21 protein-coding genes and 1 tRNA gene are annotated in these 21,187 nt (G+C 58.4%); 17 read left to right on the plus strand and 5 right to left on the minus strand.

The features are described from left to right. The first annotated feature begins 123 nt into the window (after positions 1-123). The 5 genes from cysG (at position 124) to GA0061100_RS10265 (ending at position 5,159) form a co-directional block, all read left to right on the plus strand. Entirely contained in the window at positions 124-1,560 is a 1,437-nt protein-coding gene (gene cysG, locus GA0061100_RS10245) for a siroheme synthase CysG (RefSeq protein ID WP_075852542.1), read from the plus strand. Between the two features lie 3 nt (positions 1,561-1,563). Further along, entirely contained in the window at positions 1,564-1,878 is a 315-nt protein-coding gene (locus GA0061100_RS10250) for a DUF2849 domain-containing protein (RefSeq protein ID WP_075852543.1), read from the plus strand. A 17-nt stretch (positions 1,879-1,895) separates the two neighbouring features. Then, on the plus strand, positions 1,896-3,575 hold the full coding sequence (locus GA0061100_RS10255) for a nitrite/sulfite reductase (protein WP_075852544.1): 1,680 nt from the start codon (positions 1,896-1,898) through the stop codon (positions 3,573-3,575). Between the two features lie 11 nt (positions 3,576-3,586). Beyond that, entirely contained in the window at positions 3,587-4,099 is a 513-nt protein-coding gene (locus GA0061100_RS10260; protein ID WP_075852545.1) for a DUF934 domain-containing protein, read from the plus strand. A 247-nt stretch (positions 4,100-4,346) separates the two neighbouring features. Beyond that, on the plus strand, positions 4,347-5,159 hold the full coding sequence (locus GA0061100_RS10265; RefSeq protein WP_075852546.1) for a ferredoxin--NADP reductase: 813 nt from the start codon (positions 4,347-4,349) through the stop codon (positions 5,157-5,159). A gap of 57 nt (positions 5,160-5,216) precedes the next feature. On the opposite strand, the gene GA0061100_RS10270 is transcribed toward GA0061100_RS10265, so the two are convergent. From GA0061100_RS10270 to GA0061100_RS10280, 3 genes are all read right to left on the minus strand, one after another. Then, positions 5,217-5,831, minus strand: coding sequence for a GntR family transcriptional regulator (locus GA0061100_RS10270; RefSeq protein WP_075852547.1), 615 nt, complete (start codon positions 5,829-5,831; stop codon positions 5,217-5,219). 207 nt (positions 5,832-6,038) lie between these two features. Continuing rightward, positions 6,039-6,245, minus strand: coding sequence for a hypothetical protein (locus tag GA0061100_RS10275; RefSeq protein WP_075852548.1), 207 nt, complete (start codon positions 6,243-6,245; stop codon positions 6,039-6,041). 205 nt (positions 6,246-6,450) lie between these two features. Further along, positions 6,451-6,708 carry a GlsB/YeaQ/YmgE family stress response membrane protein gene (locus GA0061100_RS10280; RefSeq protein ID WP_075852549.1) on the minus strand — a complete coding sequence of 86 codons (258 nt, stop codon included), beginning with the start codon at positions 6,706-6,708 and terminating at the stop codon, positions 6,451-6,453. Between the two features lie 377 nt (positions 6,709-7,085). On the opposite strand from GA0061100_RS10280, the gene GA0061100_RS10285 reads away from it, so the two are divergent. From GA0061100_RS10285 to GA0061100_RS10295, 3 genes are all read left to right on the plus strand, one after another. Then, a tRNA-Lys gene (locus GA0061100_RS10285) sits at positions 7,086-7,161 on the plus strand. 828 nt (positions 7,162-7,989) lie between these two features. Continuing rightward, positions 7,990-8,352: a hypothetical protein gene (locus GA0061100_RS10290; protein WP_244557796.1), complete on the plus strand. Its 363-nt coding sequence runs from the start codon at positions 7,990-7,992 to the stop codon at positions 8,350-8,352. A 459-nt stretch (positions 8,353-8,811) separates the two neighbouring features. Further along, the gene (locus tag GA0061100_RS10295; protein ID WP_075852551.1) at positions 8,812-9,015 is read left to right on the plus strand and encodes a hypothetical protein; all 204 of its coding nucleotides are present in this window, start codon (positions 8,812-8,814) and stop codon (positions 9,013-9,015) included. An 800-nt stretch (positions 9,016-9,815) separates the two neighbouring features. Here the strand turns inward: GA0061100_RS10295 and GA0061100_RS10300 are convergent. Next, positions 9,816-10,097, minus strand: a complete 282-nt coding sequence (locus GA0061100_RS10300; protein ID WP_075852552.1) for a PsiF family protein — start codon at positions 10,095-10,097, stop codon at positions 9,816-9,818. Between the two features lie 284 nt (positions 10,098-10,381). Here GA0061100_RS10300 and GA0061100_RS10305 point away from each other — a divergent pair, with 284 nt between their 5' ends. Together GA0061100_RS10305 and GA0061100_RS10310 are read left to right on the plus strand one after the other, a co-directional pair. Then, the gene (locus tag GA0061100_RS10305) at positions 10,382-11,149 is read left to right on the plus strand and encodes a cytochrome c biogenesis CcdA family protein (RefSeq protein WP_075852553.1); all 768 of its coding nucleotides are present in this window, start codon (positions 10,382-10,384) and stop codon (positions 11,147-11,149) included. A gap of 65 nt (positions 11,150-11,214) precedes the next feature. Next, complete coding sequence (locus GA0061100_RS10310; protein WP_075852554.1) at positions 11,215-12,177, plus strand: AEC family transporter; 963 nt, start codon at positions 11,215-11,217, stop codon at positions 12,175-12,177. On the opposite strand, the gene GA0061100_RS10315 is transcribed toward GA0061100_RS10310, so the two are convergent. Next, positions 12,154-13,356: a UbiH/UbiF family hydroxylase gene (locus GA0061100_RS10315; protein WP_075852555.1), complete on the minus strand. Its 1,203-nt coding sequence runs from the start codon at positions 13,354-13,356 to the stop codon at positions 12,154-12,156. The genes GA0061100_RS10310 and GA0061100_RS10315 overlap by 24 nt on opposite strands. 211 nt (positions 13,357-13,567) lie before the next feature. Between GA0061100_RS10315 and pcsA the strand changes: the two genes are divergently transcribed. The 7 genes from pcsA to ytfQ all read left to right on the plus strand — a co-directional run bounded on the left by pcsA (position 13,568) and on the right by ytfQ (position 21,132). Beyond that, a complete protein-coding gene (pcsA, locus tag GA0061100_RS10320; protein WP_075852556.1) occupies positions 13,568-14,293 on the plus strand; it encodes a phosphatidylcholine synthase in 726 nt (241 codons plus the stop codon). A 12-nt stretch (positions 14,294-14,305) separates the two neighbouring features. After that, complete coding sequence (locus GA0061100_RS10325; RefSeq protein WP_075852557.1) at positions 14,306-15,289, plus strand: quinone oxidoreductase family protein; 984 nt, start codon at positions 14,306-14,308, stop codon at positions 15,287-15,289. A gap of 41 nt (positions 15,290-15,330) precedes the next feature. Continuing rightward, positions 15,331-16,905, plus strand: a complete 1,575-nt coding sequence (locus GA0061100_RS10330) for an ABC transporter ATP-binding protein (protein WP_075852558.1) — start codon at positions 15,331-15,333, stop codon at positions 16,903-16,905. After that, positions 16,895-17,980 carry an ABC transporter permease gene (locus tag GA0061100_RS10335; protein WP_075852559.1) on the plus strand — a complete coding sequence of 362 codons (1,086 nt, stop codon included), beginning with the start codon at positions 16,895-16,897 and terminating at the stop codon, positions 17,978-17,980. Before GA0061100_RS10330 ends, GA0061100_RS10335 begins: the two co-directional genes overlap by 11 nt. Continuing rightward, entirely contained in the window at positions 17,977-18,897 is a 921-nt protein-coding gene (locus GA0061100_RS10340) for an ABC transporter permease (RefSeq protein ID WP_075852560.1), read from the plus strand. The genes GA0061100_RS10335 and GA0061100_RS10340 overlap by 4 nt, the downstream gene beginning before the upstream one ends. Before the next feature lie 52 nt (positions 18,898-18,949). Beyond that, positions 18,950-20,026, plus strand: a complete 1,077-nt coding sequence (locus GA0061100_RS10345) for a BMP family ABC transporter substrate-binding protein (protein ID WP_075852561.1) — start codon at positions 18,950-18,952, stop codon at positions 20,024-20,026. A gap of 143 nt (positions 20,027-20,169) precedes the next feature. Next, complete coding sequence (gene ytfQ / locus GA0061100_RS10350) at positions 20,170-21,132, plus strand: galactofuranose ABC transporter, galactofuranose-binding protein YtfQ (RefSeq protein WP_075852562.1); 963 nt, start codon at positions 20,170-20,172, stop codon at positions 21,130-21,132. The last annotated feature ends 55 nt before the right edge of the window (positions 21,133-21,187 follow it).

Below are 21,187 nucleotides of genomic sequence, written 5' to 3' on the forward strand. Positions count from 1 at the left end.
TTTTGCTCAAATCCTTGAGATGTCGAGCAAAAGAATACGCGCATGCATAGGCATTAGAATTTCTGTTTCTTCAATCTCTTGGCCGCAAGGGCGATATTCGCCAAATCTCGAAGTGGAATAACGATGCCTCCCAGGACTGAACAGCTTTCGGCGTTCCCCGCCTTCTTCCGTGTGGAAGGAAGGGTTACGGCTGTCTTCGGCAATGGCGACGAAGCCTTTGCCAAGGTGCGGCTGCTTCTGAATACGCAGGCGAGAATCGTTGCCTATGTGCAGTCGCCCGAGGCTGACTATCACGCCTTCCTCATCGCCAACCGGATTGAAACCGTACGCGGCGATTTCTCATCGGATCAGATCAAGGGCGCCGCGCTGGTCTTTGCCGCCACCGGTGACGCTGCGGCGGATCGCGCGATTGTCGATGCCGCCCGCGCCGAGAGAGTTCCGGCAAACGCCGTCGATCAGCCCGATTACTGCGATTTCTACACGCCGGCGCTGGTCAATCGCGCTCCCGTGGCCGTTGCCATCGGCACGGAAGGCGCCGGTCCGGTACTGGCGCAAATGATCCGCGCGCAGATCGACCAGATGCTGTCGCCGTCGCTCGGCAAGCTGGCTGAGCTTGCGACGCGTTTCCGCAAGCCGGTCGAGCACCTTGTGCCGCGCGGCGTTGCCCGCCGCATGTTCTGGCGGCAGTTCTTTTCAGGACCTGTCGCCGATGCCGTCAATGCGGGCCATATCGCGCAGGCCGAGCAGGCGGCCGATGAGTTGCTGCAGTCGTCGCGTGAGGTTGAGGGCCGCGTCTGGCTGGTCGGCGCCGGCCCAGGTGCGGAAGATCTGCTGACCTTGCGGGCGCAGCGCGTGATGATGGAAGCCGATGTCATCGTCTATGACGCGCTTGTGCCACAGGCGATCGTCGATATGGGACGGCGCGATGCTGAGCGTCTGTCCGTCGGCAAGCGCAAGGGATGCCACAGCAAGTCGCAGGAAGAGATCAACGATCTGTTGGTGCAGCTTGGCCGCGAAGGCAAGCGCGTCGTACGGCTGAAGTCGGGCGATCCGCTGGTTTATGGCCGTGCAGGCGAGGAAATGGCGGCCCTGCGTGCCGCCGGCATCGGCTATGAGATCGTTCCCGGCATCACCTCGGCCTTCGCTGCTGCTGCCGATTTCGAACTGCCGCTGACGCTGCGCGGCGTTGCCTCTTCGCTGGTCTTTACGACGGGTCACGATCTTACAGGCGACGTGCTGCCCGATTGGGCAAGCCTGGCTGTATCCGGCGCCACGATTGCCGTATATATGGGACGCACGGTTGCCGCTTCCGTCGCCGGCCGTCTTATGCAGGCCGGTTTGCCGCCCGAGACGACCGTTGCCATCATCGAGAATGCCAGCCGGCGCGATCGCCGCTTGATGCACGGTATATTGCGGGATCTGCCTGATCTCGAGCACCGCGATGAGCTGGGCGGGCCGGTCATGGTTATTATCGGCGATGCCGTCGCCGGCGCGAATTTTGAACAATCCGAGCCACTGGTCCGTCGCGAGGCCGCTGCTCGAGACTATGCAAGGAACTGATTAATGGTCGACAAGGTTCTGACCGCAAACCGGCTCACCGATGGCGTCGCCGTCTGGCTGAACGCAAATGGTGAGTGGGTGGTATCGCTGCAGGAAGCGCTGGTCGCTCGCCATGCCGAAGCGGAAGCCGCTCTGGAAGCGATCGGCAAGCAGGCCTATGCCGACAACAAGGTTGTCGACGTCAATCTGATCGACGTACAGGAAACCGGCGGCAAGCTCTGGCCGCTGCGCTTGCGCGAGCGTATCCGCGCCGAAGGCCCAACCATGGAATACGCGCCGGGCTACGCCGCGGCCGATCCCGATTTCATTGCAGTCTGAGAAGTCCCGAGGAAATCATGTATCGTTACGATGAATTCGACCACGCCTTCGTTGCGGAACGGGTTGCCCAGTTCCGCGATCAGGTGGAGCGACGCCTCTCGGGTGAGCTTTCGGAAGATGCCTTCAAGCCGCTGCGCCTGATGAACGGCGTCTATCTGCAGCTTCATGCCTACATGCTGCGCATCGCCATTCCCTATGGCACGCTGAGCTCGCGCCAGATGCGCATGCTCGCCCACGTCGCGCGCACCTATGACCGCGGTTACGGCCACTTCACCACGCGTCAGAACCTGCAGTTCAACTGGCCGAAGCTCTCCGAAATGCCCGATGCGCTGGCCGATCTCGCTTCGGTCGAAATGCACGCCATCCAGACTTCGGGCAACTGCATTCGCAACGTGACGGCCGACCATTTCGCCGGCGCCGCGGCTGACGAAGTCGCCGACCCCCGACCCTACGCCGAAATTCTGCGCCAGTGGTCGTCGGTTCATCCGGAATTCTCGTTCCTGCCGCGCAAGTTCAAGATCGCCGTCACCGGTGCGGAGCGCGACCGCGCCGCGATCCAGGTGCATGATATCGGCCTGCATCTGAAGAAGAATAACAAGGGCGAGATCGGCTTTGCTGTCTACGTCGGAGGCGGGCAGGGCCGCACGCCGCTCGTCGCCAAACTCATCCGCGACTTCCTCCCGGAAGAGGATCTCCTGTCCTACACGACGGCGATCATGCGTGTTTACAACCTGCATGGCCGCCGCGACAACAAGTACAAGGCGCGCATCAAGATCCTCGTGCATGAAACCGGCGCCGAAGAACTGGCACGTCAGGTCGAGGTCGAATTCGACAAGCTGAAAGACACCGAACTGAAGCTGCCGGAAGCCGATGTTCAGGCCATCTCCGCCTATTTCGCGCCGCCGGCACTGCCACAGCGTGCCGAAGGCTGGGAAAGCCTGGCGCACTGGAAGAAGGCCGATCCGGCCTTTGCCCGCTGGGTGCAGCAGAATGTGCAACCGCACAAGAATCCCGATTACGGCATGGTGACGATCTCGCTGAAGCCGATCGGCGGCATTCCGGGCGATGCCTCGGATGCTCAGATGGACGCCGTCGCCGATATCGCCGAGGAATATGCCTTCGACGAAATCCGCGTCAGCCATGAGCAGAATCTGATCCTGCCGCACGTCGCATTGGCCGATCTCGAAGCCGTCTATCGTGGCTTGGTGGCCAATGGTCTGGAGACGGCGAATGCCGGCCTGATCACCGATATCATCGCCTGTCCCGGTCTCGACTATTGCGCCCTTGCCAATGCGCGCTCGATCCCGGTTGCGCAGGAGATTTCCGCGCGATTTGGCTCGCCTGAGCGCCAGGCCGAGATCGGCGAGTTGAAGATCAAGATTTCCGGCTGCATCAATGCCTGCGGCCATCACCATGTCGGCCATATCGGCCTGCTTGGTGTGGAGAAGAAGGGCGCGGAACTCTACCAGATCACGCTCGGCGGCTCCGGCGACGAGAATACGTCGATCGGCGAAATCATCGGGCGTGGCTTCGAGCCCGACAAGGTGACGGATGCCATCGAGACCATCGTCGATACCTATCTTGGCCTTCGCCTAGATCCCTCCGAAACCTTCCTCGTCGCCTATCGTCGCGTCGGGCCGCAGCCGTTCAAGACCGCGCTTTACGGCGCGTCCTCGTCGGCAGCCGAAGCGGCGTAAGGAGATTGACCATGACGAAGATCTGGCGGGAAACCGGTTTCGTGGAAAATGATCCGTGGGTTATCGAGACCGACGAGGTCAAGGCGAATGAGACGCAGAAACCTCTTCTGAGCATTGATGCGCTGATCGCAAGGGCTGAAGAAAGCAACGACGTCGGCCTCGGCGTCGTCATCAAGCCGGCTGACGATGTCACCCGGCTGCAGCCCTATCTCGATCGCCTCGATATCGTCGCGGTCGCCTTTCCGGCATTCAGCGATGGTCGCGCCTTCAGCCATGCCTCGCTGCTGCGCCAGCGCCTGGGTTATGCCAGGGAGTTGCGTGCCGTCGGCGACGTGCTGATCGATCAGGTACCGTTGATGCTGCGCGTCGGCGTCGACAGTTTCGCTGTGACGAATGAGACCGCGCTGAAAAGATTGTCGGAAAACCGCTTGCCGGGTATTCCGCACTATTACCAGCCGACCGCACGCCGCGCCGAAGGCGGTCAGGCCTACAGCTGGCGGCGTTTGCCGGCGAAGTCGGCCTGATGTCGAAAGACGCGCTCTGTTGCGGCAATTTGACGGTGTCGGATTGCCGTATTCAGGCCTTTCGAATGATGTAAGGTCGGTGAATTGGAATCTTGACTGAAATATACATATTTCAGTCCTGTGTCGTCGGTTGGAATGGAATGCCTTTCAAAACCGACTATATTATAATATCAGCGTCGCGAAATGAGCCTGCCAGGAAAGACGTGCCAGGGAATACGTGTAAGACTAATACGGGATCCGAGACAGAATGAACGCCCCCGCAAAGACAGATGAATTTGCTTCAGCAGTGCCCGCCGGCGTCTTCGCCGAGAAGGTGCTGAGCGTCACGCATTATACCGACCGGCTCTTCCGCTTCACCATGACCCGGCCGCAAGGCTTCCGCTTCCGCTCCGGCGAATTCGCCATGATCGGTCTGATGGTCGATGGCAAGCCGCTGTATCGCGCCTATTCGATCGCAAGCCCAGCCTGGGCCGACGAGCTTGAATTCTTCTCCATCAAGGTGCCGGATGGTCCGCTGACCTCGCATCTGCAGAACATCAAGCCAGGCGACGAAGTGCTGATGCGCAAGAAGCCGACCGGTACGCTGGTTCTGGATGCGCTGACCCCAGGCCGTCGCCTGTACATGTTCTCCACCGGCACCGGCATCGCGCCGTTTGCGAGCCTGATCCGCGATCCGGAAACCTATGAGAAGTATGAGGAAGTCATCCTCACCCACACGACGCGCGATGTCGCCGAGCTGAAATACGGTTTCGATCTCGTCGAGGAAATCCGCAACGACGAGATTCTGAGCGAAGTGGTTGGCGACAAGCTGCGTCATTACGCGACTGTCACCCGCGAGGAGTTCCCCTTCACCGGTCGCATCACCGATCTCATCGAGAATGGCAAGCTTTTCAGCGATCTCGGCGTGCCGCCACTCGATCCCGCGATCGATCGCGGCATGATCTGCGGCTCTTCTGCTATGCTGAAGGACACCAAGGGGCTTCTTGAAAAGGCCGGCCTGAACGAAGGTGCCAACAACAAGCCGGCTGAGTTCGTCATCGAACGCGCTTTCGTCGGTTGATCCAACGAACTATTTAAATTCTGAAAGAAAGGCGGCTTTGGCAACGAGGCCGCTTTTTCATGTACCGCTGAGATAATCAATAAGTGAGGCCATAGCTCTCTCGGCAGCATTCGCATCACCGCTCTGAATGGCTTCGATGGCCTGAATATGCATTGCGATCGCCTGGCCCATGCGGTCATGCATCCCTTTAGAGTACCACAGCCGGCGCGCATGGGTCTGCACGGGTGTGAGCGCCGCCGTGATGAAGTTGTTGGGGCAGGCGGCCTCGAGAATCTCGTCGAAGGCCTTATCGGCAGCGAAAAAGCCGGGAAGGTCGCCGGTGGCAGCGCACTCCGTCATCAGGCGGGCGCATTCCCGCAACTGCTCGCGCTGCTCCGGATCGGCATGGGTGGCAGCGAGCGAGGCTGCAATCGGCTCCAACCCCCGTCTCACCTGCATGACATATTGATGGTCTTCCGGGCGAATCTCCGCGATCTGCAGGCCGACGCGCGGCCGCACGTGGATCAATCCCTGCCATGCAAGTTTCTGGATTGCCTCGCGCACTGGTGTTCGCCCGTGCTGCGCCACTTCGATCAGCTGCTTTTCGGTGACGAGGGCGCCGGGCTTCAGCGCAAGCGTCACGATCGCGTATTCCAACGCGAGATAGGCGAGATGGCTAAGCGAATTCTGCATGCTAGGCTGCGTCCGACATATGCTTGGGTGGCACACAGTGTCATCTAGCATCCTCGAAGGCAACCAAGCGTGATATATCAGCATGCAAAATTGCAAAGGCAAGCGTCATGGCCGTTCATCGTGCCCGAATATCGCATCTGCCTGATCTTCGCTTTGCGGTCGACGATCTCGGTGGCATTTCGCAAAGCTGGCAGGAAAAGCCGCGTGTTACCGACCGATTGCGGTCGCAAGGGTAGGTGGCCTTCGTTTGGCGGCCATGAGCAGGTCCAGTTCGGTGGACGACGGACCGAACTTGTAGAAGAGGCGCTTTGCCTCCGCATCATCGAGGCGATACTTCCGTGCAAACTCCGCAATGCTGTAGGGGCGGCCGCGGATGACTTTGCGGGTGGTTGTCCGATTGGCGTTTTCCGTCATATTTCCAACCTCCTTTCGGTTCCCTTTTGGTAGATAGAGCCGAGGTCCGGCTTGGAAAGGTCTCAAGAGCGCCGGAACACTTTTCCACGGCTTGCTGAAGCCCTTGTGTCTCGCAGAACTCAAGCAATAAAAAAAGGAAAGGCGGGTTTTGCCCGCCTTCCCTTTTTCCTCTTCCCAATTCGGGCTTGTGCAGCCCGATGCGCCGCTAACGTCTGATCAGTCGACCGACGAAAATCAGGATGCAGGCGCCGATGAAACCTGTGATCAGGTAGTTCAGCCATACATGGAACGGCAGCGCGATACCGAGCGTCCGGAACAGCCAGCTGGCGACAAGCGCGCCGACGATGCCGAGGATGATGTTCATGATGATGCCTGTGTTGCTTTTCATGATCATCTCGGCGAACCAGCCAGCTAAGCCGCCGATGATAATTGCTGCAATCCAACCGACGTTTGCGTCTTCCATAAAAGAACCTCCTGAGGGCCCGACAGGTTGTTAACAATAACTGATATACACCAAAAACGATTCGCACCCCAACTGTTGCGGATGGCGAGCCGATCAATCCGTTCATTGCAACCCTGATTATTAAGGGAAATTGTTACGGTTGTTTGGCTCCTTGAGAATCGTTTGCCTTGTTGAAGCTCGTCCATCTATGGCGTCGGATTTCCGATTTTCCTTGATAATAGGCGATTTCTTTAGCTCGATGCCGTCATTTCGCGGTAGCGAGGTGAGGAAAAGCATCTTCGGTCGCCAGCAACCACAATTTTATGGGTTGACCACAATAGGGCGTCTGCATATGTTCCGCGCACTTCCAGCCGAGGCAGCCTCTGCCTGCGGAAAGGGAGAGCGTAGCTCAGTCGGTAGAGCAACTGACTTTTAATCAGTAGGTCATGGGTTCGAATCCCATCGCTCTCACCATAGATTTCATTGGTTCTGCAGTTTTTCAGGACTCGGTTTCGGCTCTATCTGCTGCGTGCGAGCATGGGGTCGGCTTTTTTGCCGGACAATTTGGATCCGAGAAAAGACCCGGTATTCGCCTGCTGCAAGGGAGATGCGCGAATCGGGATATTCATTAGGGACCACTGATCGACTAAATGAGTGTCCTTCAATACCAAAGGATCATGATGTCTGACCATCTGCGTTCACTAGAGTCGACAAGGCATTGCGTATCGGACCGAAAGCCTAAAGGTGTCATTATTTACATAATGGTCGCCGTCGTTGCGGTTATCATCGGGTCGACTTCGGGACGGCACGAGAGCGCGGAGCAAACTGTTCCGCCCGTTGCGAAGCTGGTTCATTGAATGGAATGATCGGCTGGGCCAAAGATCAGTCCAACCGGGTATAACGCCGCAATCCGGGTTTTTGTGCGTAGCCTAGATTGGAAGGCCGTGGGTAGCTCAGCGCCTGCCGTTCAGTTTCGAACGAAGCAATTAGAGCGTAAAGCCTCCCCGATTGTATCTGCATTGTTGAATCTCGTTAATTGCGCGGCCTCGGCGCGGGGTCGACTTTTTCAGCTAGCCATAACGCACAGGTTGTTGATGGCATTCGGTACAAATTAGCTGGTGAAAAATATCGATTTGGTAGTACCATAGTCTCATCAATAAGATGGTTGGTGAAGACGACGGGCGAATGATGGAATTCGTGGCAGAGCTGTCCCTATGGGAAATCTATGCAATCGTTTGCGGGTTGTTGGGTTCTCTGGGGCTTTTGTTTGGATTGATGGCAGGCAGGAGGTTTTCGATAGCCTTGAGCGTACTGCCGCTGATGGGTATCGCGATCACGACACCGGTGACGGAGCGAGTTGTAATCCCCTACCTTACGGAGCGCTATCCGGTGATCTTTGCCAACAAGGATCTGCCGAGGAAGATCGACCAGAAGACCACGCTGACGAAAATAGACCTCACCGATCATATCTACAGCTATTTCTTCGATCTTGACGACGATGATGACGATTTCGATCCACCTCTCGTCAAATCCGCCCAGCTCACAGACCTCTGCGACTTCCTGCTACCGAAGTTCAGTTCCGGCGAAGCATCCTTGGCGAATTACATCTATCAGCTGAAGGGCAGGGACTATTCATTTTCGGTCGATAGTACCGACTGCTCCTGACGTTTGGACAGACAAAACATCAGAAGCGCCTTGCTTCAAAATCAGCGATCACTTGCGGTCGAGCTTTGTCGACGCAGGTTCTGCGGCTAGTTCCTAGGCGATTGCGGAGAGTGCGACGACCGCAACAGCCGTCAGGCCACCGAAGATCGGTAGCAATTTGAGCATAACAAGCCGCGCGAGCTTCTTCTTTTCGATCGACGTCATGATCAGCTTTCCTCACATGGCAGTGAAGCTTAAACGCATGAGATTCATGATTCGTTTCGTGTCTATCGTCGCATTATAATATTATGTGTCGCTAAAAGTACAGTAGGATGGCGCTTTGTCACTTTCGAAGACGGCAATCCTCCGAAACCTGCTCGGTAGTTGGATGGGAGATCGCCGAATATGACGGTGTTGTTATTCCCACCGGAACCTAATCCCATCACGTGAGTTCCCTTTTCAACAGAGAGGAGGTGCAGCTTGGCACGGGATCGGCAAAGTGAATCGCATGGCGGGCGCGAGAAGAAGCAAGCTTTGGCGAAGATACAGCACAGCAAGGTGCGCAAGGGCGATCAGCCGAATGAGGATAAGGACGAGGCTTCCCTCGTCGCCGATCCCCGCAACAGGCTTGCGGAGGGCAAAGTCGATCCGCTGACAAAGGAGCGCAAGCCTGGAAATGCATGAGTGATACCTGTGTTGGACAGTGGCTCATGCGTTTCATGCACCGTTTCCCATAGGGAGAAGATAATCTCGCAGGCCAACGAAGTGGCACTGCGACGATAATCGTTTCGGCGGTGCCGTTGCGGTTTGCGTGGGTGACTTGCTTCTCCATCATTCACGAATGCAATGACTGGGATGACGATCCATTTGTACTGCCGTCGTTCATCGCGATGGCCATGATGGCAAGAAGAACATATTCGCGCTTCCAGCCTGATTTCATCGCCGCAGCAACCAAGCTCTCGATGGAGGGTTCTAAGGCGAAAAGGCAGGCGGTCAGATAGTTTGTCTGTGATGCTGCTTCCGAAGGGGGAGGGTTTATGGCGGGTCTCAACTTCCTGCTCCGTCTATTGATTCGACCGGATAGGGATGGACTCTAATTTCAGCGGGTTTCCCGGGTTTGTCTCGTTTATTGCAGAACGTTGCTATTGCCGCGCGGCCTTGGGAGGGCCAGGGTCATGATCGATGTCGATAGCTGGCGGGCGATATCCGGATAATGCTTACTTGCTCGGGCCGGCATCAATGGCGCCAGCCCCCAGAGTGTTCCAGGAAAAAGTGCTCAAGCGGCTTTCCGTCCGGAATTCCATAAAAACAATGGGATACATCCAACGAAAGGTTCACAGGACAAACGATCATATCCAGCAACGACATTGCGACGCTGCTGCTCGGTCTTTTCGTCAGAATTATTTGATGAGAGCGCCGTAGCGATCAACTCTACCGCCAGCTGGACGGTAAAGTTGACCACGATTCGAGAGTGAAACGAGTTTCTAGGCCTTGCCGCCGTTCTTCTTGCAATCGCTTCGGAATTTGGCGCGGGCCTTTCCATGCAAGCCCTTGGCGTCGGCCTGGGCCGAACATGCCTTGGAAACGGCAGTTTGAGCAGGCTTCATTGCCTTCGGCTTCGTCGTGGTGGTCGTTGATGGAGCCGACGTCGTTGCACTCGGGGTAGTCGTTGTCGTGGTGCTGGGGGTAGTTGCCGTTTGTGCCATCGCGCTTACGCTGAAGAGTGCGACAAAGGCTGCAGTCGTGAACATAGTAGCAATTCTCATGGGGGCTTTTCCTCCGCTGACTAGCTGGGGTGGAATGTACGTTGTTCGACGAACATCAACAGCTTGGACCAATATTTTTGCAAAAGCAATTCGTTCATTTGGCAGTGGCGCGACCGTTGGTCACGCCCGGAAAATCCGGGGAAAACCGGGGTTTTGTGCATGGCTGTGCGTATCTCAATTCCGACAACTTTAAGGCAAGATGCCAAGCCCGCTCGAAAAGGTGATTGGCTTTCCGATACCCGCGCCGTTAGGAAAGAATCGGAATGACATAGCTGGAGTCCATCGTGTCGCTTGCCGATATCTCGCTTCTGAGCGCGTTGCTCGCCGGAGCGCTTTCATTTCTTTCGCCCTGCGTGCTGCCGCTCGTGCCACCTTATCTCTGCTACATGGCCGGGATCTCGGTCGAGCAGTTTCGTGGCGGTGGTGCAGCCGTAGCGGGGGGGCCGATTGTTCCTGGCCCGAGCGTTCGCGGCAATGTGCTGATGTCGGCGCTGTTCTTCACCTTGGGATTTGCGACCGTGTTCGTCGCGCTCGGCGCCGGTGCGTCCTCCATCGGCATGCTCTTGCGCCAGCATCTCGATATTCTTGCCAAGATCGGCGGCCTCATCATCGTCATCATGGGGCTGAATTTCCTTGGCGTCTTCCGCATCGGCATTCTCGCCCGTGAGGCGCGCTTCCAGAGCGGCGGCAAGCCTGCGACGCTGACGGGCGCCTATATCATGGGCCTTGCCTTCGCCTTCGGTTGGACGCCCTGCATCGGCCCGGTGCTCGGCGCCATCCTCGGCATTGCCGCTTCGCGTGAAACGGTCGGCGCCGGCGCCGGACTGCTCGCCGTCTATTCGCTCGGGCTTGCCATTCCCTTCTGGATTGCCGCCGGTTTTTCCGGTGCCTTCATGCGCTTTCTGTCCCGATTCCGCCGCCATCTCGGCACGGTCGAGAAGGGCATGGGCGGGCTTCTGGTGCTGACGGGCCTCGCCTTCATCTTCGGCTATGTCAGCGATATGGCGATCTGGTTTCAGCAGACCTTTCCAATCCTGATGAAAATCGGCTAAGTCGGGCGATATCTTTCGCCCTCGTTTCCCCCGGCAAAATGGAACATGCCTGATGGCTGACCCCCATGGCTGATATCATTGGTCTGCTGCTGCCATTCTTCGGCCTGATCCTGATCGGCTATGTCGCAGCACGCGTTACAAAGCAGCCGGCAGAAGCGCTCGGCTGGCTGAATACGTTCATTATCTACGCGGCATTGCCGGCGCTGTTCTTCAAGCTTGTTTCGCAGACGCCGATCGAACAGCTGACCCGGGTCGATTTTATCGCCACCGATATCGCCGCGACCTACTCGATTTTTCTGCTGTTGTTTCTGATCGGCCGCTTCCTGCGCCGCAATTCGCTCGCCGACTGTACGATTCAGGCTTTTGCCGGTGCTTACGGCAATATCGGCTATATGGGGCCGGGGCTTGCGCTATTGGCGCTGGGTGAAAGGGCCGCGGTTCCGGTGGCGTTGATCGTGTGCTTTGAAAACGCACTGCATTTCATCGTAGCGCCCGCGCTGATGGCGCTGGAAGGCGGCGATAGGCGCTCGCCGTGGCGCGTTGCTGTGGATATCGCACGCAAGGTTCTGCTGCACCCTTTCATCCTGTCGACCGCGTTTGGTTTCGTCGTGGCGGCGCTTTCGCTACATCAGCCGGCCGCCTTCGAGCGATTTGTCAATTATCTCGCGCAAGCGGCTGCACCCTGTGCGTTATTCGCCATGGGGGTAACGCTTGCGCTGCGTCCGCTGAAGCGGATTCCGGTCGAGATTGGCTATATCGTACCCGCAAAGCTCATCCTGCATCCGCTTGTCGTCTATATCGTTTTGCAGGCCGTCGGCGGCTTCGATCCGATCTGGATAGAGGCGGCCGTGTTGTTGGCGGCCCTGCCGACGGCAACGAACGTCTTCGTCATCGGTCAGCAATATGGCGTCTGGCAGGAGCGGGCCTCCGCTACCATCCTGATCACCACGGCCTGTTCCGTGGTGACGGTTTCCGTTGTTCTCTATCTGATAAAGTCGGGCGTCTTACCGGCGCAGCTTTTCACGTAATGCCGACGAAAAATTGCGCAAGCCGCCGCCAGGCTCTATGCCCTCGCGCATGACGATGTTGCGCAGCGGAGCGATGGCGGAAAGCACATGCAGGCCGGTTGCACGCAGCATCTGCACGGGCAGGAAATCCGACAGAAGCGAGCGATTGAGGAGATCGACGCTGGCCGTGCGGCTGATGATGTCAGCGCGTCTCTTGCGATCAAAACTGTCGCCGGATGTTGCCGGGATCGGCAGGTCCGAACGCTTATTCAGGATCTCCGTCAGCGCCAGTATATCGCGAAGGCTGAGATTGAGGCCCTGCGCGCCGATTGGCGGAAAGACGTGGGCTGCTTCGCCGATCAGCGCGGCGCGACCCTTGCCGAAGCGATAGGCCGTCATGCCGGAAAGCGGCCAGACCTGCACGCTGTCTTCGATCGTGACCTGACCGAGCATTGACTGCATTCGCTCTTCGACCAGACGGCCGAGCTCTTCGAGCGACTTCTCCGCATTGGCAGCCGCTTCCGCCGGCTTCTGCACCCAGACAAGACTGGAGCGTTGGCCGGAAAGCGGCACCTGCGTAAAGGGACCGCTTTCCGTGTGGAACTCCGTGGAGATGTTTTGGTGCGGCAGGCTATGTGAAAAATTCAGAACCATCGCCGATTGCGGATAGGACCAGCCCTTGGTCTTGATATCAAGCGTCTCACGCACCATCGAATTGCGGCCGTCCGCGCCGACGACGAATGCGGCATCGATCGAACCGCCGTTGTCGAGGGCGATCGATACGCCATCATCGCGGAAGGTGATTTCGGAAGCGGTGGCTTCGATGCGGCTCACATTGCCTTCCGCGTTGATGGCTTCGCTCAGATTGTCGAGCATTACGGCATTCGGAATATTGTAGCCGAAGGCCTCCAGGCCGATTTCCGACGAGCGGAACGAGACAGTCGGCGCCCGCAGCAGCCGTGACGTACCGTCTATGATGCGCATAGTGGTCAGCGGCGTCGCAGAAGGCGCGATCCTGTCCCACAGCGTCAGGCGCTCCAGAAAGCGGATCGATTGATCCATCAGCGCCGTCGTCCGCTTGTCGGCTTTATTGTGTGGCGCGGCGACAAGGGCGACGGACCTTCCGCTGCGCGCGAGCGCGAAAGCCGTAATCATGCCGGCCAGGCCACCGCCGATAACGGCCACTTCAATCTGCTTCATATCGATGCCTCAATTGCCTCTTGTCCTGAAAATAGGCGCTTAGCCTGTTGAAATCCATGGGATGAAACATCGCAATGGGTGAAAATGACAGTAAGTCGCGCTAGCGTGCCGGGATCGACGCTTTTGTGCTGGCGGTGCAAACCAAAGGATGCATATTAGCGAAAAAACCGCCTGCCGGGGCAGGCGCATAAGCTGACGAATCGTGGGGCGGATGAAAATCTTCAATTACAAGCGGGTGCCTTACGCGGAGATGCGTGCTTTCTCCGTTCATATCCTGACGGCATCCGGATCGTTTCTCGCCTTTCTCGGCGTCGTTGCAGCATCCGAGCATCGCTTTGTCGACATGTTCTGGTGGCTCGGCCTGGCGCTGCTGGTCGATGGCATCGATGGGCCGATTGCGCGCAAGGTTCGCGTCAAGGAAGTGCTGCCCAACTGGTCCGGTGACACGCTCGACAATATCATCGACTACGTGACCTATGTGCTGCTTCCGGCCTTCGCGCTCTATGAGAGCGGCATGATCGGCCAGCCCTGGTCGTTCGTCGCCGCCGGCATGATCGTGGTCTCCAGCGCCATCTATTACGCGGATACCGGCATGAAGACGGATGAGTATTTCTTCTCCGGTTTTCCGGTCGTCTGGAACATGGTGATCTTCACGCTTTTCGTCATCGGCGCCAGCGCGACGACCGCCATGATCCTCGTCGGCTTTTCCGTCGTCCTGACCTTCCTGCCGATCAACTTTCTGCATCCCGTGCGCGTCAAGCGTTTGCGGCCGCTGAACCTTGGCATATTTCTCTTCTGGTCGGCGCTCGGCATCTATTCGCTGCTGATGCATTTCGTCATGCCGCAATGGGCCGTTGTCCTCTTCATCATCAGTGGTATTTATCTTTATTGCATTGGTGCCGTGCTGCAGTTTTTCCCGTCCCTCGGACGCCAATAAGGAAGACGCATTATGAAGAAGACCAAAGTTATCCGTATCCATGAAAATGGTGGTCCTGAGGTCATGAAGCTGGAGGAGGTGGATCTGCCGCCTCCGGGCGCGGGCGAGGTACAGCTTCGTCATGCCGCGATCGGCCTCAACTTCATCGACGTCTATTTCCGCTCCGGCCTCTACAAGGCGCCCTATTTTCCTTTGCCGCTCGGCAAGGAAGCCGCAGGTACGGTCACCGAAGTCGGCCCCGGCGTGACCGACTTTGCCGTCGGTGATCGCGTTGCCTATGTCGGCAGCGATGGCGCCTACAGCACCGAGCGCAACATCGAGACCCGCCATCTCGTCAAGGTGCCCGACGATATCCCGCTCGAAACCGCAGCATCCATGATGCTGAAGGGCATGACAGCCGAATATCTGCTGAACCGCACCTTCAAGGTCGGTCCTGGAACGACGCTGCTGTTTCATGCGGCAGCCGGCGGCGTCGGCCTGATTGCCGGCCAATGGGCCAAGGCCCTCGGTGCTGCGACGGTGATTGGAACGGCAGGCTCGGCTGAAAAGGTCGAATTGGCCTTGGCGCATGGTTATGACCACGTCATCGACTACAGCAAGGAGAATTTTGCCGATCGTGTGCGAGAAATCACCGGTGGCAAGGGCGTCGATGTCGTCTATGACTCCGTCGGCAAGGACACGTTTCCTCAGTCGCTCGATTGCCTGAAGCCGCGGGGCATGTGGGTCACTTTCGGTCAGTCTTCCGGTCCGATCGAGAACTTCAATCTCGCCATCCTCAATCAGAAGGGTTCGCTTTTCACGACGCGGCCGAGCCTCTTTGCCTATGTCGGCACGCCTGAGGAGTTGAGAGCCAGTGCAAAGGCGTTATTTGCTGTTGTGCAAAGCAGCAAAGTGCGTATCAATATTCATCAGACTTATCCGTTGGGCGATGCTGGGCGCGCGCACGCGGATCTGGAAGCCAGGAAAACGAGTGGAACTACACTACTGATCCCATAGATCCGTAAAGGACAGGTCGGTGGGAAGGAAATGAGGGGAACGTGTCGTCATCCGATGCGCCGGCAAGCGGTGCACTATTGTCGGTTCGCAAACTGACCAAACTGTTCGGCAGTTTTGCAGCCTGCAACGAAATCGATCTTGAAATTCAGCCGGGCGAAATTCATGCCCTTCTAGGCGAAAACGGCGCTGGCAAGTCCACGCTGGTCAAAATGCTGTTCGGCGTGCTTGAACCATCGCATGGGCAGATCGTCTGGCAGGGCCAGCCTGTGTCGATCGATGCACCGGGCACGGCGCGCAAGCTCGGCATCGGCATGGTATTTCAGCATTTTTGTCTGTTCGAGGCGCTGACCGTCGCGGAAAACATCGCACTCTCGCTAGACAGCAATATTCCGATCGCCAAGATCGCGGAAGAGGCGGCGAAGCTTTCGCGAGCTTATGGCCTGCCGCTCGATCCCAATGCACATGTTGCCGACCTCTCGGTTGGCGAGCGGCAGCGCATCGAAATCCTCCGCGCACTTTTGCAGAATCCGAAGCTGATCATTCTCGACGAACCGACCTCCGTTCTGACGCCGCAGGAGGCTGATCGCCTGTTCGAGACCCTGTTCCAGCTGCGCGACGAAGGGCGCTCAGTACTTTATATCAGCCACCGGCTGGAGGAAGTGCAGCGCATCTGTTCGCGCGCCACGGTTCTTCGTCATGGCAAAGTAACGGGTGCTTGCGATCCACGGCAGGAAACGACGGGGTCGCTAGCCCGCATGATGGTTGGCAGCGATGTCGCGAGCGTACAGCATGGCGGCATGGACAAGAAAGGGGACGTCCTTCTGGAAGTCGCCGGCCTTTCTGCTCCTGCGCGCACTCCCTTTGCCATGTCCCTGAAAGATCTCTCATTGCGCGTGCGTGCCGGTGAAGTACTGGCGATAGCCGGCGTGGCCGGAAACGGGCAGGGCGAATTGTTCGATGTCATGTCGGGCGAATATGCCGTCGCGTCTGATGACTTGGTTCGGTTGCGCGGCGAAGGCGTCGGCACCAAGGGCATCAATGCGCGCCGGCTGCTCGGCGCTGGTTTCGTACCGGAAGAGCGTCACGGCCATGCTGCCGTATCCGCGCTGAAGCTGTCCGACAATCTCGTGCTCGCTCGCAATCAGTCGGATCGCAAGGCGTTTTTGAGCGGCCGGTTCCTCAACATCATCAGACACGGCGCCGTCCGGCAAGCGACGAAGCGGATCTGCGAGGCGATGGATGTGCGCAAGAGCGGCGAGGATCCCACTGCCGGCGCGCTGTCCGGCGGCAATCTGCAGAAGTTCATCGTTGGTCGCGAGCTGGACCGTCAACCGAGCGTTCTTGTCGTCAACCAGCCGACCTGGGGCGTGGATGCCGGCGCCGCCAGCCGTATCCGTCAGGCCATGGTCGATCTCGCGCGCGATGGTTCGGCCGTGGTCGTCATCAGCCAGGATCTCGACGAGATTTTCGAAGTCGCGACCGATATTGCCGTCATCTCGGAAGGGCGTTTGTCTCCGTCCTATCCGGCTGGCGAGCTGACCCGCGAAAAGATCGGTCTGCTGATGGGCGGCCTGCATGAATCGAAGACGCATTCGGAGCCTGCACATGCGCATTGAACTTGAAAAGCGCCCGCAGGTCTCGAAGCTGTTCGGCCTCCTGTCGCCCCTTCTTGCCCTCGCATTGGCATTGATTGCCGGCACCATCATGTTCGCCCTCATGGGCAAGGATCCCGTCGAGGCGCTCGACGCCTTCTTCGTCGAGCCTCTGCTGGAAGTCTGGTCGCTGCATGAACTGGCGATCAAAGCCGGCCCGCTGATCCTGATCGCCGTCGGCCTTTGCCTCTGCTATCGCTCCAACAACTGGAATATTGGTGCCGAAGGCCAGTTCACGATGGGAGCTGTCGCTGGCTCCTTCATCCCGATTGTCTTCACCGATTGGCATTCGCCGATGGTGCTGCCTTTGATGCTGATTGCCGGCGCCATCGGCGGCGCGCTCTATGCCGCCATTCCGGCACTCCTGAAAGCGCATTTCAATACCAACGAGATCCTGACGAGCCTGATGCTGGTCTATATCGCACAGCTCTTTCTGGATTGGCTGTCGCGCGGGCCGTGGCGCGATCCGCAGGGCCATAATTTCCCGCAGAGCATCGACTTCCCGCCCGAAGCGGTTCTGCCGGCGATCTGGGAAGATTCCGGGCGCGCGCATTGGGGCATCGTCTTTGCCGTGGTTGCCGCGATCCTTGCCTGGTTCCTGATGAAATACACGCTGAAAGGCTTCGAAATCGTGGTGCTCGGCCAGTCGGCGCGGGCAGGGCGTTTCGCCGGCTTTTCCTCGCGGAAAATGGTCTGGTTCGCCTTCCTTTTCTCCGGAGCATTGGCGGGATTGGCCGGCATATCCGAGGTTTCGGGTTCCATCGGCCACCTGCAGCCCGCGATCTCGCCGGGCTATGGCTTCACCGCCATCATCGTAGCCTTCTTGGCACGCCTCAATCCGCTCGGAGCCATCCTCTCGGGTCTCGTATTGGCGCTAACCTATCTCGGTGGAGAGGCGGCGCAATTGTCGCCGGGGATTTCGGCCAAGGCGGCAAGCGTCTTCCAGGGCTTGCTTTTGTTCTTCGTGCTCTCCTGCGACACGCTGATCTACTACAAGATCCGCCTGGTCTGGTCGCGGGTTCGGGGAGGTGCGGCATGAGCGTGTTTGAAGCCATTCTGCTCACCATCATCACAGCATCGACGCCGCTCGTCATCGCCGGCCTCGGCGAGCTGGTGGTGGAACGCTCCGGCGTGCTCAACCTCGGCGTTGAAGGCATGATGATCATCGGCGCCGTCGCCGCCTTCGTTGGCGCGCAGATGAGCGGATCGCCCTATGTCGGCCTGCTGACCGGCATCATCGCCGGGGCGCTCTTCTCGCTATTGTTCGGCTTCCTGACCTTGACGCTGGTGACGAACCAGGTGGCAACCGGCCTGGCGTTGACCATTCTAGGGCTCGGTCTTTCCGGCATGATCGGTGAAGGCTATGTCAGCGTGCCCGGTGTGCAACTGCACGAGATCGTCTTCCCTTTCCTGTCGGATATTCCGCTGATCGGCTCGGTGCTGTTCAAGCAGGACTTGACCTTCTACCTCTCGATCGCTTTGCTCGTCGGCGTCAACTGGTTCCTCTTCCGCAGCCGCGCCGGCCTGAAGCTGCGTGCCGTCGGCGATAGCCATGGCTCTGCCCATGCACTTGGCATCGACGTTATCCGCACGCGCTATCTGGCCGTCATGTTCGGCGGCGCCTGCGCGGGCCTTGCGGGCGCACAGCTTTCGCTCGTCTACACGCCGCAATGGGTGGAGAACATGTCGGCCGGTCGCGGCTGGGTGACGTTGGCCCTCGTGGTCTTTGCGTCGTGGCGACCGATGCGCGTCATGGCCGGCGGTTATCTTTTTGGCGCTGTAACGATCCTGCAGTTTCACGCGCAGGGTTTTGGCGTCGGCATTCCCTCGCAGTTCCTGTCGATGCTGCCTTACGCATCGACTATTGTGGTTCTCGTCATCATCTCTCAAAATCGTCGCGCGACCTTGATCAATACGCCAGCGTCGCTCGGCAAGGCCTTCGTTCCGGAGCGTTGATCGCAATACCGGACCGATTTCTGTAAAACATGTCAAACCAACAGGGGTAACCATGAAAAAACTAGCACTCGCCCTCACAACGACAGCCGCCGCCATCGTTGGTTTCGCCGCCGGCGCCGAAGCGGCGCCGACCAAGGTCTGCTTCGTCTATGTCGGTTCGCACACGGACGGCGGCTATTCGCAGGCGCATGATCTCGGCCGCCAGCAGATCCAGAAGGAATTCGGCGACAAGATCGAGACGCCCTATCTCGAAAACGTGCCGGAAGGCCCGGATGCCGAGCGTGCCATCGAGCGTCTCGCCCGCTCCGGCTGCTCGCTGATCTTCTCCACCTCGTTCGGCTTCATGGACGCCACCGTCAAGGTTGCCGCCAAGTTCCCGAAGGTGAAGTTCGAACACGCGACCGGCTTCAAGAGCGGCCCGAATCTCGCGACCTACAACTCGCGCTTCTATGAAGGCCGCTATATCCTCGGCCAGATCGCCGCCAAGACGTCGAAGAATCACGGTGCTGCCTACATCGCGTCCTTCCCGATCCCGGAAGTCGTCATGGGCATCAATTCCTTCGAGCAGGGCGCCCGCTCGATCGATCCGAGCTTCAAGCTCAAGGTCGTATGGGTCAACACCTGGTTCGATCCCGGCAAGGAAGCCGATGCCGCCAAGGCGATGGTCGACCAGGGCGTCGATATCCTGACGCAGCACACCGACACGACGGCGCCGATGCAGGTTGCCGAAGAACGCGGCATCCATGCTTTTGGTCAGGCTTCCGACATGATCAAGGCTGGCCCGAAGGCGCAGCTGACGGCGATCGTCGACACCTGGGGCAACTACTACTCCAAGCGCGTTCACGCACTGCTGGATGGCAAGTGGAAGTCCGAGCAGAGCTGGGACGGCCTGAAGGACGGCATCCTGAAGATGGCGGACTACACGAACATGCCTGACGACGTGAAGAAGATGGCTCAGGAGACCGAAGCCAAGATCAAGTCCGGCGAGCTCGCTCCCTTCACCGGCCCGATCAACAAGCAGGACGGTACGCCCTGGCTGAAGGCTGGCGAAAAGGCTGATGACGGCACGCTACTCGGCATGAACTTCTACATCGAAGGCGTCGACGACAAGCTGCCGGCTTCGAAATAAGCAGACGAAATAGTCTAAGTTGAGAAAGGGCGCCCAAAGGCGCCCTTTTTTGTTGCACTGCGTCATCGAATGCCGATTTACAAAAGTATTACTATATGATTTTTTGACTGCAGGCCTGAGGAAACGGCCTTTGGGAGGACATCATGAAATTGAAGACTGCACTGATCAGTGCCACGATGCTTGCTGCCTGCATGTTTACGTCGGCATCGGCTAAAGACCTGGTCGTCGGATTCTCGCAAATCGGTTCGGAATCCGGTTGGCGTGCGGCCGAAACGACGTTGACGAAGCAGGAAGCGAAGAAGCGCGGCATCGACTTGAAGTTCGCAGACGCGCAGCAGAAGCAGGAAAACCAGATCAAGGCGATCCGTTCCTTCATCGCACAGGGCGTTGATGCGATCCTGTTGGCACCCGTCGTCGAGACCGGCTGGGATGCTGTCCTGAAGGAAGCCAAGGAAGCCAAGATCCCCGTCATCCTGCTTGACCGCACGGTCAATGCGCCGAAGGATCTTTACCTGACGGCCGTCACGTCGGACCTGGTTCATGAAGGCAAGGTTGCCGGCGACTGGCTCGTCAAGACGGTCGGCGACAAGAAGTGCAACATCGTCGAGCTGCAGGGCACGACCGGTTCCTCGCCGGCCATCGGCCGCAAGAAGGGCTTCGAAGAGGCCATTAAGGGTCATGACAACCTGAAGATCGTTCGCAGTCAGACTGGCGACTTCACCCGCGCAAAGGGCAAGGAAGTCATGGAAAGCTTCCTGAAGGCTGAGAACGGCGGCAAGGACATCTGCGCGCTCTATGCCCATAACGACGACATGGCCGTCGGCGCCATCCAGGCGATCAAGGAAGCAGGCCTGAAGCCGGGCAAGGACATCCTGACCGTGTCGATCGATTCGGTTCCGGATCTCTTCAAGGCCATGGCTGCCGGCGAAGCGAACGCAACCGTGGAACTGACCCCGAACATGGCCGGTCCCGCCTTCGACGCGCTCGATGCCTATCTGAAGACCAAGAAAGAGCCGCCGAAGTGGATCCAGACCGAGTCCAAACTCTACACGCAGGCTGACGATCCGCAGAAGGTCTACGAGCAGAAGAAGGACCTCGGCTACTAAGACAAAAGCTGATCGCACCGGCTGGCAACGCCACCGGTGCGAATTCTTGTGCAAG

The sequence above is a fragment of the Martinezella hainanensis genome (assembly GCF_900094555.1).
GTDB classification, from domain to species: domain Bacteria; phylum Pseudomonadota; class Alphaproteobacteria; order Rhizobiales; family Rhizobiaceae; genus Rhizobium; species Rhizobium hainanense.

What these genes read in the sequence shown, in the direction of transcription:
- GA0061100_RS10345 (WP_075852561.1), top strand. Translation starts at nt 18,950, where the DNA reads ATGAAAAAACTAGCACTCGCCCTCACAACGACAGCCGCCGCCATCGTT.
- GA0061100_RS10280 (WP_075852549.1), bottom strand. Translation starts at nt 6,708, where the DNA reads ATGGAAGACGCAAACGTCGGTTGGATTGCAGCAATTATCATCGGCGGC.
- GA0061100_RS10335 (WP_075852559.1), top strand. Translation starts at nt 16,895, where the DNA reads ATGCGCATTGAACTTGAAAAGCGCCCGCAGGTCTCGAAGCTGTTCGGC.
- GA0061100_RS10300 (WP_075852552.1), bottom strand. Translation starts at nt 10,097, where the DNA reads ATGAGAATTGCTACTATGTTCACGACTGCAGCCTTTGTCGCACTCTTC.
- GA0061100_RS10315 (WP_075852555.1), bottom strand. Translation starts at nt 13,356, where the DNA reads ATGAAGCAGATTGAAGTGGCCGTTATCGGCGGTGGCCTGGCCGGCATG.
- GA0061100_RS10260 (WP_075852545.1), top strand. Translation starts at nt 3,587, where the DNA reads ATGACGAAGATCTGGCGGGAAACCGGTTTCGTGGAAAATGATCCGTGG.
- GA0061100_RS10340 (WP_075852560.1), top strand. Translation starts at nt 17,977, where the DNA reads ATGAGCGTGTTTGAAGCCATTCTGCTCACCATCATCACAGCATCGACG.
- GA0061100_RS10310 (WP_075852554.1), top strand. Translation starts at nt 11,215, where the DNA reads ATGGCTGATATCATTGGTCTGCTGCTGCCATTCTTCGGCCTGATCCTG.
- cysG (WP_075852542.1), top strand. Translation starts at nt 124, where the DNA reads ATGCCTCCCAGGACTGAACAGCTTTCGGCGTTCCCCGCCTTCTTCCGT.
- ytfQ (WP_075852562.1), top strand. Translation starts at nt 20,170, where the DNA reads ATGAAATTGAAGACTGCACTGATCAGTGCCACGATGCTTGCTGCCTGC.
- GA0061100_RS10265 (WP_075852546.1), top strand. Translation starts at nt 4,347, where the DNA reads ATGAACGCCCCCGCAAAGACAGATGAATTTGCTTCAGCAGTGCCCGCC.
- GA0061100_RS10250 (WP_075852543.1), top strand. Translation starts at nt 1,564, where the DNA reads ATGGTCGACAAGGTTCTGACCGCAAACCGGCTCACCGATGGCGTCGCC.
- GA0061100_RS10325 (WP_075852557.1), top strand. Translation starts at nt 14,306, where the DNA reads ATGAAGAAGACCAAAGTTATCCGTATCCATGAAAATGGTGGTCCTGAG.
- GA0061100_RS10270 (WP_075852547.1), bottom strand. Translation starts at nt 5,831, where the DNA reads ATGCAGAATTCGCTTAGCCATCTCGCCTATCTCGCGTTGGAATACGCG.
- pcsA (WP_075852556.1), top strand. Translation starts at nt 13,568, where the DNA reads ATGAAAATCTTCAATTACAAGCGGGTGCCTTACGCGGAGATGCGTGCT.
- GA0061100_RS10255 (WP_075852544.1), top strand. Translation starts at nt 1,896, where the DNA reads ATGTATCGTTACGATGAATTCGACCACGCCTTCGTTGCGGAACGGGTT.
- GA0061100_RS10275 (WP_075852548.1), bottom strand. Translation starts at nt 6,245, where the DNA reads ATGACGGAAAACGCCAATCGGACAACCACCCGCAAAGTCATCCGCGGC.